Genomic DNA, 11,177 nt, shown 5'->3' on the forward strand with positions numbered 1-11,177 from the left:
TTTTTTGTTGCTTGAAGGGTATACAATTGGCATGAATCTTTGTCTAGTTAGGATACGATTTTTGCATCGTTAAATAGACCCCATAATCAGGCGAACAGAACTTACTTAGCTTTTAACAGACAATGTAAGTGAGTAGTTGTATTTTTTTTGCTCAAGTAAATGTTCTTTATGGGTACTTGGGCTCCACGAATCATCGCCACCTACGCCCATATGTTGATGATCAATGTGTACATGTACGCAATTATCAGCAATGAGTTCGTTAGTGTGTTTTGCTTGCGTTAGCATACTTTGCGAATACTCGCTGGCTGCAAATAAAAACGCGCCAGTCACGGTTAAGTTATTAATACTCAGTAATTGGCAATCACTTCGCACGCCGTTGTCGGTTGGGAATATATACGGTGTATGTAGCTCATTTAAGCTCAAGCTGTAATAACCTAAACGTGCTGCGGCTTTGCGATCTGGGTAGTTTTCAAAAGGCCCTAAACCCAGCCAGTTTACTTTTGTATCGCTTTGCTTGTTAAGCGTTGTACTTAGTCCTATACGCGGCATTGGCGGCAGAGTATCGTTTAGTTGCACGCTAATATTTAAGCTAATATTGCCGGTATTATTTAGTGTATATAACCATTGTGTTTTTGCTTGTAGCACGCGATTAAATTGGTAATTAAATACACAAGTAATACGTACATCAACGTTTGATTGCACTGCGTGAATTGAGCTACATGTGCGCTGCCATTGCCCTATACCTGCACGCAACCAACGAGCCTCCCATGCATTAGGGTCAAGGTTGTCTACTTCGCTTACGCCAATGTCGTTATCAAGTGGGGCGCGATAAAAGTTATCAACCAGTGGGCTACTAATAATCTGAGTATCGTTTTGTAACCACTGCTCTATAAGCCCTGATTGCTTGCTAAAAACAAGTTTAAATTTATCGTTTTCAATACATAGGTGGGAGTCGGTTTCACTAACACTTATAGCGTTTTGCTCAGATGATGATGCAAATGACTTACTGCTTAAATTGTTACTATTTATAAGCTTAAACTGCTCGGTGTTTAATACATGCTCTGCACTTGCAAAGCTACAATCGTTAATAAGTGCTACATCTAAATTAAGGTGATATTGCGCACCTTGCTCAAACGCTGTTTTAGTTTTAATTGTTAACGTGTGTGTACTTTGCGGAGCAATATTAAGTACATGCTCGCCTTGATCAACACAGATGCCATTTTGCATTAATTGCCAAATAAGCTTTTCGTTATCGGTTGCCCTAAATACATAATCGCTAAATACATCAATGGTGTATTGGTTTTGATTTTGCTCACGCAATGTAAATTGTAAATGTTGCTGGCTGTATTTAGCTTCAAACAGGCTAGGGTGCGGCGTGCGGTCTGGGAACAATAAACCGTTTATACAAAATTGACGGTCATTTAGTTCATCACCAAAGTCGCCGCCGTAAGCCCAATAATGCTTGCCGTTTTCGTCTGTTTTAGATAAACCTTGATCTACCCAATCCCAAATAAAGCCACCTTGTAGGCGAGGGTATTCTCTAAATGCTTGCCAGTAATCGTCAAAGCTACCTAGGCTATTACCCATAGCATGGGCGTATTCACATAAAATAAGCGGGCGAGTTTCACCGGGTAGGCTTAGCCACTTTTTAATTGAATATTTTGGTACGGCGTCGTCGGCAATATGCGTATCTACACGGGCGTACATTGGGCAAATAATGTCGGTAGCCGTTGTGTTTGCGCCCCCGCCTTCGTATTGCACTGGGCGAGAGGGGTCAAAGCTTTTTGACCAGCCGTACATCGCATCATGATTTGCGCCGTGTCCGCATTCGTTTCCTAGTGACCAAATAATAATTGAGGCGTGGTTTTTATCGCGCTCAACCATTTGTGTATAGCGCGACATAAATGCACCAGCCCACTGCGGGTCGCTTGCAAGCCTACCCATTGGGAACATGCCATGGGTTTCTATGTTTGCTTCGTCCACTACGTATAAACCTAGCTCGTCGCACAGCTCGTAAAAACGCGGGTGGTTAGGATAGTGAGCAGTACGTACAGCATTAAAGTTATTTTGCTTCATCAGCTTAATATCTTCAATCATATCAGCGGTAGTAACTGCATGACCATTTTCTGGGTGGTGCTCGTGGCGGTTAACGCCGCGTATAAGTAACGATTTGCCATTTAAACACAGTTGCCCGTTGAGTATTTCTACTTTTCTAAAGCCAATGTTGTAGGCTTCTGCATCTACTGTGTTGCCTTGCTCATCAAGCAGGCTCACAACACAGCGGTATAAGTAGGGGGTTTCGGCGGTCCATTTTTTAGGGTTTAGTATATCAATGGTTTGAAATACTACATCGCTCCAGCCGCCTTTTTCATCAACACGTTTATTGTTAGTGCTTTGAATTTGTGGCTCACACAGTGTTTGCTCATTATCAAAAACCTGTACTGCTACTTGGTAGTTTTTTGGCGCATTTATCGCGGTTTTAATATGTAGCGTTGCATCGCGGTAGCAGGCGTCTAAATTGGGGGTTATAAACACATCACGTATTTGGTTTTGTGGTTTTGTAAGTAAGTTAACATCGCGAAAAATACCGCTTAGCCACCACATGTCCTGATCTTCTAAATAACTGCCATCGCTCCAACGAATAACCATAACGGCAATGCGGTTAGTGCCTGCAACTAACAGTTCGCTTAAATCAAACTCGCTCGGTAAGCGGCTATCTTGTGAATAACCCACCCATTGCCCGTTACACCACAGGTGAAAAGCCGAGTTAACACCTTCAAAAATAATATGATTACGCTGAGTTAGCTGACTTTCGCTTATATTAAATTCAGTGCGGTAACAGCCTGTAGGGTTATCGCTTGGTACAAAAGGCGGGTTAACTGCAAACGGATATTTAACATTACAATAAATAGGTTTATCAAAGCCGTGTAATTGCCAGTTAGAAGGCACTGTAATGTTTTGCCAGTCGCTGTTTAGTGTTTCACTCAGCAATGACTCATCAACCGCTTCGGGTTTATCAAATAATTTAAAGTCCCACTGACCGTTTAAACTTTGTTTTTGCGATTGTGTGTTAGTACGGGCATGTTCAACGCTTTTAAAACTATTGAGTGGGCTGTGCGCTTTTACTTGATTAACTTGTACTGAAATTGGGTTTTCCCAATCGCGGCGATTAATTATGTGCTGTAAAGAGGTCATGTTTATCCTATTGCATAAGCGGGCAATTATTATGTGCTAAATATAGCTAAAAATAATCACAGGGGTTATGCTTAAAGCTCTCCTTTATTTATCCAAAACTATCATTGTAATTATGCGCTATAACATTAAAGACATACTCGATATTGGTCCGCACTGTATAGAGCGCTTTATTGATTCACAAACGCTCGCGCAAATGCCAAACCTTGAAATAGCACTTGCGGGTTGCTCAAACCTATCGGGTCGTTATTGCGTAGCACGCTCAGCACCGCTAGAACATACACTTTTTTATACGCTTGCAGGGCAGGGTAAATTAACAACACAAAATGAGCAGTACACACTTAATGCCAATACACTTATTGTGCTACCAGCAAAGCAAAGCTTTGAAGTAAAAATTGATGCTGAACATTGGGATGTTATTTGGTTAAACCTTGCAAATACTAAACGTTGGCAGCATTTAAACTTAGCGCAAGCACTGGTACTAACCGAGCAAAAACTTGAACCGTTACACCTTGCTATGGAGCTTTTATACAGCGAGCCCAATGCTAATTTACGCGAAAGCGTAACGCCTATTTTAAGTCATTACTTAAATGCTACGCTGCAAAATAACTCACAGGGTGCGGCGCATAACCGTTTAATTAGTTTATTTGAAGAGGTAGATAAGCGCTTGCAGTTTGATTGGACAATAGAGGCAATGTGCGAACATGTGCATTACTCATCGCCGCATTTACATCGTTTATGCCAAGCGCAATTTGGTAAAAGCCCAATACAACAACTTATTTATTTACGCATTGAGCGAGCTAAAAACTTATTGTTAAACACGGCTTGGCCAATTTCGCATGTCGCAAGTTATGTGGGGTACTCTAATATTTTTAACTTTTCAAAGCGCTTTAAAAAGTCAGTGGGTGTGTCGCCAAGCGAATTTAGAAAATAACGTTAGCGGCTCTCTATATTTGTATAAATTTACGGTATTGTGCGATTTCTTAAATTGCATTTTAGAGTTTTAGGTAGGTAATGCGCTCAAACCGTTTTTTAATAGTGATATTATGAGTGCTTGTACACGGCTTTATTAGCTGTGATTCATTGATTATATTTAGTAGTGTGCCACTGGCATTAACGGGCTGTGTGCTTGCGTTATTGCTGCGCGTTATGCCGCTTTCAATATCAGCAGGTGTCGGCTTTATTGCCCTAAGCGGTGTAGCGGTATTAAACGACGTGGTTATGCTGTCGTTTATTAAGCAGTTACGAAGCGATGGTTTAAGTTTGTTTGATGCAATTCACAGCGGTGCATTACAGCGCCTGCGCCCAGTATTGATGACTGCGCTGGTGGCAAGTTTAGGCTTTATACCTATGGCGCTTAATTCGGGAACGGGTTCTGAAATGCAAAACCTCTCGCGACAGTAGTGAAGTAGTGATTAGCGGGATTATTTCATCAACTCTACTAACACTATTAATATCGCCTGCACTTTATAAGCTAGTATATGCAAAATTTAACAAGCAACAAACAGCTTAGCTAGTTGCTGCTCAATATATAGCGTAAAAAGCAGCTGAAGTTTCAGCTGCTTTTTTGTTGTTAAGTACACCTTGCAGGTTAATTATATTGAAAAAGGTTATCCCAGCGCTCATCCAAAATGGTTTTTGCGTGGTCTAAATTTATTGCGCTATACACATCATTAGTGCACGTTACTAAGCGCATACGCTCCAACTTTTCAAGCGCATCGCTAATTTCAAAATCAAGATCGCACTGGTATTTGCTTTTAAACCAATGCTCTATTTGTTCATCAAGCGTTTGGGCGGTTAAGCCGCTTTCTGATTTTAGTAAAAAGGTATACGCAAGCAGGGCTTCTTTTATGTCTTCTTCTTCGGCAGCGTCAATAAGCGTGTGAAAAACACCCGCGTTATTATCAAGGTTTTTAAAGTAGAGGTTATCGCTAAGCGCTTTCATAAATTTAATTTTACGGTTTTTAAACTTACTCCATTCTTTAAAAATAAAGCTGCCAAATACTCCCATGCCAATAGCAAAGGTAATAAAATGTTGTTGGGTCATTTCTACAGCTTCACTTCTAAAGCCACCCCAAAAAGCAAACAGAGCAAGCAATAATACGATTGATGCGCCAAGTTTAGTTATAAGTACCACTGCACCGCCAACTAAAGCCGATGAGCCAATAATTGCTTTATCAATAGGGCGCATGCGTACTTCGCTATTAGGAAATAGCATTTCGAGATCGGCCTTTGGCACATTTTGAAACAGCTTTACTATAGTTGAGCTTGGCTCAAATCCCATTGGCGTTTTATTTTTAGCTGTAAAATAAGCGCTATCTTTAAAGCGAATAAACACGGCAACACGGTCGTAATTAGTAAAGTGCAGCGTTTTTTTACGCAAGCCCCAAAAGCTGGTAATCGTTTCAGTGAGTTGCGACTCGCCACGGCGATAAAATACCACCTCTTCAAAGTCGTCAAACTCAACTTCAAGGCGCACCTTAAATAGTGACTCTTCGTTTAATGCATCTTGTAAGTCTTCATTGGTGATCACTTCAAAATTAGCGGCATTAAGCACCTTAGCAAAATCTTTAGCAAAATCTCGTTGGCACTGCGCTTTTTGATCCGCCGATACAGGCGCTAACGAACGCGTATCACTGTTGGGATCAAAAGGGGCGTAGTTGTTTTTAAGTGATTCAAGTGTTGAGTGGTAATCGTAATGAATAAGGCTGGCGAGTAAATCGCAAAATTGTTTAAACGATGTTTTTTGTGTACTGCTTTTAAGCTCTTCGCTACACATATCAACAATATCTTGCTTTCTAAAGGGAATAAAACGCGCACTTTGCATAAATTTTTAACTACTGTGATAGGGAATCTAACTGCATGGGCACATAATAAAATATTCTTATAGATATTACTAATTTGTTAACGCGTTAGTACGCTGTTTTCAGCGTGTATTAACCTAAATATGTAATTATTAGCTCATTGAATACTCTTGTTCTTATTTATAAGTGAAAAGGATTTACTATGGCCATTCAAAAAAAGACTAAAAGAAAAAACGCGTAATTTTATCGACTCTAAGCATATGCTTAGCGGTATTACAGTGGCATCTTTTTTAGAGTCAACCATAGTTCCTATTCCACTTGAGGCTGTATTAGTACCGCTAATGCAGGCTCGTCGTGAAAAGCTATGGCTTATTGCGTTAATGGCAACTTTGGGCTGTATAGTGGGCGCATTGTTTGGTTATGCGTTGGGTTATTACTTATTTGATGCAGTAGGCGATTGGATTATTAATACGTTTTCGAGCTCTGAGCAATTTGAAAGCGTTAAACAGCAAATGCAAGATCAAGGTTTTTGGTTTGTAATAACACTAGGCATAGTGCCTATTCCGTTTCAAATAGCGATGCTTGCAGCAGGCGCAACTAAGTACTCTGTTTGGCTGTTTTTATTGGCCTCGGGTATTGCGCGTTCTATTCGTTACTTTGGCTTGGCTGTTATTGTTTATTATGCAGGTAATGAAGCTGAGCGAATCATTAGCAAACATAAAACTAAGGCTATGATTGGCATTACTATTTTAGTGTTGGGATTGTGGGGACTTAGTACCTTTATTTAATAGATCTAAGTGGTTTTTTGTTTAGTGATCTCATTGTTTATTAATGTGAGTTTCGTCCTTATTGTTTGCACATTTACTACACTTTTTAACGTTTTCGTAAGGAAGTGTCAGTGAGGGTAATGCTTTGTAAATCATGAAATTAAAATAGAATGTTTGGGTCATAATGGGGATATTAATAATAAGGAATAACCTTAATGACCAACTCCCTTTTTAAAGCTGCATTACCCTTAAGTCTAATTACTATTTTGTCGGGCTGCGGCTCTGATGATAGCTCAAGTTCTACAGGCTACATCCAATTGTATAACGGCTCTTACAATAGCCCATATACGCGTTTGTTTGTTGAAGAAACAGAACGTTCAGGCGCTGATTTTGCCGATGTAACTACTCGCCATAACTATAGCACAGGCACTTATGATGTAAGTTTTGAATACCTAGATGCTAACGACAGCTATATAACAATTAGCGACCAAGAAATTTCTATTAAAGGCGACAAAACACAGCTAGTAGTAATGAGCGGCAACTTTGATGAGCCTACATTTACAGAGCTTAGCGTACCTATTACAAGCGATACGGGTGAGTTTAACTTAGGGTTTTATAATATTGCAGGGGAGGATACTAACTACGATATTTATTTAGCAACTGATGATGGCGTATTTGAAAGCGCGACACTTTTTTCATCGGCTCAATATTTAAGTGAGTTAGATCTGCAAAGCATTGATGAAGGCTATTACACTATTTACATAACCGAAGCGGGCAGCAGTGATGTTGTGTACGAGTCGTCATCTGTTTATTTATACGATGAAGCAAGCTATGTAGCAATGATCCGCCCAAGTTATGCTACAGAAGAAGGCGGTATTACGCTTGATGTAGTAACCGATAACAACTACGTTACTGAGCTTAAACATCAATCTGCCCTGGGGCAATTACGTTTTATAAATACGGTTGATGACTACTCGCCAGTGAGCTTTTCTGCTACACGCGGTACAACTGTAAACACAACAAATACAGTTGCTAGTGACTCTTATACAGATTATGTTGAACTTTCACCTAATAGTTACAGCGTAGCGATGTACGACGAAGAAGGTACAAAACTAGCTGATAACTTTTTAATGACGCTAGAGCGTGAGCAAAGTGCGGTGGGTATTTTTTATAACGACGTTGATAACGGTTTACGTATGATGAGCGTTGAAGAAAACCTAACACCAAGTAGTTACAGCCATACGGTATCGGTTGTAAACCTAATTGAAAGCTATGCAGGGCAGTCGGTTTCAGATGTTGATGTGTACTTTACACTTAACGGCGAAACGGTAGACGACACCAGTAACGTAGTCGATGGCCTAGATAAGTACGACCAAGAAGGGCAGGTTGTAGATAACGAAATTTACACGGTTTATGTTGTATATGAAGACAACGGCCAGCAAATTGTGCTTATTCAGCAAAGCGATATGGACTTTACACAAGAGGGTAACTACATATTGATTTTAGAGCATGATGAAACAACAAGCTCAGGTTATAAGATGACCCTAGATCGCACTATTACCGATAGTGTTGAATAAACCTAAACATATTAAGTAGCATAAAGCCTAAGCACTTTAAGTACTTAGGCTTTTTTATTGAACAAAATTTACCTACTCATTAATAATTAGGTACACTCAGGGCATAATAATTAATAAGAGTGTGCCATGGATGATTTAGTTGGGTTAGCCGTCATAGTAATACTGGTTGTAGTTGCCGGTGCTATTTGCGGCTTAATAGCGCTAGTGCAGTTAAATGGATTAAAACAAGAAGTTGCTGTTTTAAGGGCCAAAATAACACATCTACAAACACATAAATCGATATCGCAAAGTGAACCTCAAAGTGAAGCATCTACGGTTCAGGCAGCGCTTTCAAGATCAGAGCCAATTACTCATAAAGCACAGCCAAACTTAACGTCCCAAAACGCGTTGCCACCTGTAATAAATCAGCCATCAGCGCCTCCTAAAAAAGCCAAACCAGCTGAAGCATCAGCTATAGAATTACTATTTAATAAATTACGCGCAGGGTTTGAAGAGAACTGGATGACCTGGATAGGCGCAGTTGCTCTTGCGTTTGGGGGCATATTTTTAGCTAAATACAGCCTAGAAGCGGGTTTATTATCGCCTGTAATGAGGTTGAGTTTAGGCGGCTTATTTGGGCTTGGCTTAATTGCAGCTGCGGCTTATTTACACCATAAACGTATTATATTTGAAGGCTTTAATAATTACATACCCGCAGCGCTTGCTAGTGGCGGGTTTATTACCTGTTTTGCTTTAACGCTTTTAGCTTACAGCAGTTACGACATGCTGAGCCCTACCGTGGCATTTTTTGCGTTAGCTATTATAGCAATTAGTGCAAGCGCGATGGCGCTTAGGTTGGGCCCGCTATTGGCCGTGCTTGGTATTATTGGCGCTTACAGCGTACCAATATGGGTTAGCACTGGCAGTGGTAACTTATTTGCGCTGTTAATGTATATTGGCTTTGTAAGCCTGTCGGCTGCGTTAGTTGCACATAAAGTGCAGCGAGCTTGGTTGTGGTATTTATTATGGGCTGGGCACATTGGCTGGTATTTAGTTGGTTTTACGCTACTTAAAGTTAATACCGTTTGGTTAATGGGGGCATTTGCTTTACTTAGTATTATTGGGTTAATTGCTATACCGCGATTGGGCTTAAAATTGAATGTTAGAGAGCACCGCCCGCACAGTTTAAAACGCTTACTTAAAGTGCTTCCAGATCACCTCTTATTACTCGCTTTTATAGCGCCCTTAATATTTACCATGCTAATAAGTCACTTTGATATGCAGTGGCAAACAATCGGCGTGTTAAGCATTGTATTAGTGTTGTTTTTAGTCCTTAAAAATAGCCGTTGGGATATTTGGCAGGGCGTAGCGTTAGTTATATCAACGCTATTAGTGATAGGCGCTGAACGCACGCATCTTTCGCCAAATCTATTTGATGACGCACTCTTTATATTCAAAAATGAGTATGGTTTGGGTTTATTACTCGGATTGTTACTTACCGCTTTTGGGCTCTATTACGGTAAAAAACAGATTAAGCGTTTAGCGTTTCATATTACGGGGGCATTTAGTGCATTTGTAATGATAGCGACTTTATATACGCTTATTCCTAATTCTGCGTTAAGTACTGCATATCCACTTTGGGCCGTTGTATTGTGTATAGTGGCCGCTATTTTAATAAAGTGTGCGCAGCATAATACAACGCTATTTCAGCGTTTTACTTATTGGGTAGGGGCTAATGCCAATATTACGTTAGCAATTACCATGCTATTAAGTGACAGCGGCCTAACCATTGCACTTGCTGTGCAAGTACTGGTTATAAGTGTACTTATTAAGCGCTATAGCGTGCCTATGCCGCATTGGCCTATTAAAGCATTAGTTGCTGCGTTATTACTGCGCTTAACGCTTGCGCCTTGGACGCCAAGCTACGATGCGCTAACGGTATTTGGTTTGCATTGGAGTATTGTGGTTTATCCGTTATGCATTGCGTTATTTTTTGCCGCAGCTAGGTGCTTTAAAGCATCTCAATTAAAAGTATGGGTAGAAGGTGCAGCCCTTCATTGTTTAGCGCTTTTTATTACCACCGAAACAAGTTATCAGCTAGTTGGGCATTATCCGCAATTTGATTCCCTTAACTTTTACGAACAAATACTCCTTACCTGTAATTGGCTGGCATTAGGGTGCGTGTATTTACACAGAGCAAAACTTGCCGGTACGTTAGCTAAGTTATACCAAGTGGCGGGCTTTGCACTTGCAGGGTTGGCAGGGCTTTTTGCTATTAAAACACTACTTGAAGACAACCCATTATTTGAATCACTTTACATAGGTGAGCTGCCAATATTTAACTGGTTATTACTATTGTGGTTAGTACCTGCAGGATTAACGCTTTGGCTGGCCAAGCTTGTAAAACCAATAAATGCTAAAGCGACGCCATTTATATTGGCCGTTGCGGGTGGGTTTATATTATTGGCAATAAATAGCTTTATTCGCCAATACTGGCAAGGTCCTTACATATACTTATCAAAAGGCGCAAGCAATGCCGAGCTTTATAGCTACTCTGTTATTTGGTTAGTAATGGGGGCGGGTACTGTTATTTTTGGTCATTTAAAAAACCAGTTATTAATACAAAAAATAGGCTTAGGCTTACTAGCTGCAGTTATTGTTAAAGTGTTTTTAATTGATATGGCTAATTTAACGGGCTTACTTAAAGCGCTTTCGTTTATTGGATTAGGACTTTCGTTAGTGGGGTTAAGTTGGTTGTTTCAAAAGCTTAGAAGCCGTGCAAATCCGATTTAACTTTATGAACACTTTATAAAGCAAAGCCCAGTGAAGATACTGGGCTTTTTGTTTTACGCTATTAC

6 protein-coding genes and 1 pseudogene are annotated in these 11,177 nt (G+C 40.2%); 5 read left to right on the forward strand and 2 right to left on the reverse strand.

Going from position 1 to position 11,177, the window contains the following annotated elements; translation table 11 throughout:
- Positions 1-105: 105 nt before the first annotated feature.
- Positions 106-3,195 (reverse strand): beta-galactosidase, encoded by a 3,090-nt coding sequence (locus P20652_RS01985; RefSeq protein ID WP_008172172.1) that lies wholly within the window; start codon positions 3,193-3,195, stop codon positions 106-108.
- A gap of 112 nt (positions 3,196-3,307) precedes the next feature.
- Between P20652_RS01985 and P20652_RS01980 the strand changes: the two genes are divergently transcribed.
- Positions 3,308-4,126: a helix-turn-helix domain-containing protein gene (locus tag P20652_RS01980; RefSeq protein ID WP_008172174.1), complete on the forward strand. Its 819-nt coding sequence runs from the start codon at positions 3,308-3,310 to the stop codon at positions 4,124-4,126.
- A gap of 143 nt (positions 4,127-4,269) precedes the next feature.
- Positions 4,270-4,705, forward strand: a pseudogene (locus P20652_RS01975) (efflux RND transporter permease subunit); the annotation flags it as partial.
- 78 nt (positions 4,706-4,783) lie between these two features.
- On the opposite strand, the gene P20652_RS01970 reads toward P20652_RS01975, so the two are convergent.
- Positions 4,784-6,019, reverse strand: coding sequence for a TMEM143 family protein (locus P20652_RS01970; protein WP_008172178.1), 1,236 nt, complete (start codon positions 6,017-6,019; stop codon positions 4,784-4,786).
- Between the two features lie 237 nt (positions 6,020-6,256).
- On the opposite strand from P20652_RS01970, the gene P20652_RS01965 reads away from it, so the two are divergent.
- From P20652_RS01965 to P20652_RS01955, 3 genes are all read left to right on the forward strand, one after another.
- Entirely contained in the window at positions 6,257-6,784 is a 528-nt protein-coding gene (locus tag P20652_RS01965) for a YqaA family protein (RefSeq protein WP_008172180.1), read from the forward strand.
- Between the two features lie 194 nt (positions 6,785-6,978).
- On the forward strand, positions 6,979-8,340 hold the full coding sequence (locus P20652_RS01960; protein WP_008172182.1) for a hypothetical protein: 1,362 nt from the start codon (positions 6,979-6,981) through the stop codon (positions 8,338-8,340).
- A gap of 126 nt (positions 8,341-8,466) precedes the next feature.
- Positions 8,467-11,112: a DUF2339 domain-containing protein gene (locus P20652_RS01955; protein WP_008172185.1), complete on the forward strand. Its 2,646-nt coding sequence runs from the start codon at positions 8,467-8,469 to the stop codon at positions 11,110-11,112.
- Positions 11,113-11,177 lie beyond the last annotated feature (65 nt).

Source organism: Pseudoalteromonas sp. BSi20652 (assembly GCF_000239855.1).
GTDB lineage: Bacteria > Pseudomonadota > Gammaproteobacteria > Enterobacterales > Alteromonadaceae > Pseudoalteromonas.

What these genes read in the sequence shown, in the direction of transcription:
- P20652_RS01985 (WP_008172172.1), bottom strand. Translation starts at nt 3,195, where the DNA reads ATGACCTCTTTACAGCACATAATTAATCGCCGCGATTGGGAAAACCCA.
- P20652_RS01980 (WP_008172174.1), top strand. Translation starts at nt 3,308, where the DNA reads ATGCGCTATAACATTAAAGACATACTCGATATTGGTCCGCACTGTATA.
- P20652_RS01970 (WP_008172178.1), bottom strand. Translation starts at nt 6,019, where the DNA reads ATGCAAAGTGCGCGTTTTATTCCCTTTAGAAAGCAAGATATTGTTGAT.
- P20652_RS01965 (WP_008172180.1), top strand. Translation starts at nt 6,257, where the DNA reads ATGCTTAGCGGTATTACAGTGGCATCTTTTTTAGAGTCAACCATAGTT.
- P20652_RS01960 (WP_008172182.1), top strand. Translation starts at nt 6,979, where the DNA reads ATGACCAACTCCCTTTTTAAAGCTGCATTACCCTTAAGTCTAATTACT.
- P20652_RS01955 (WP_008172185.1), top strand. Translation starts at nt 8,467, where the DNA reads ATGGATGATTTAGTTGGGTTAGCCGTCATAGTAATACTGGTTGTAGTT.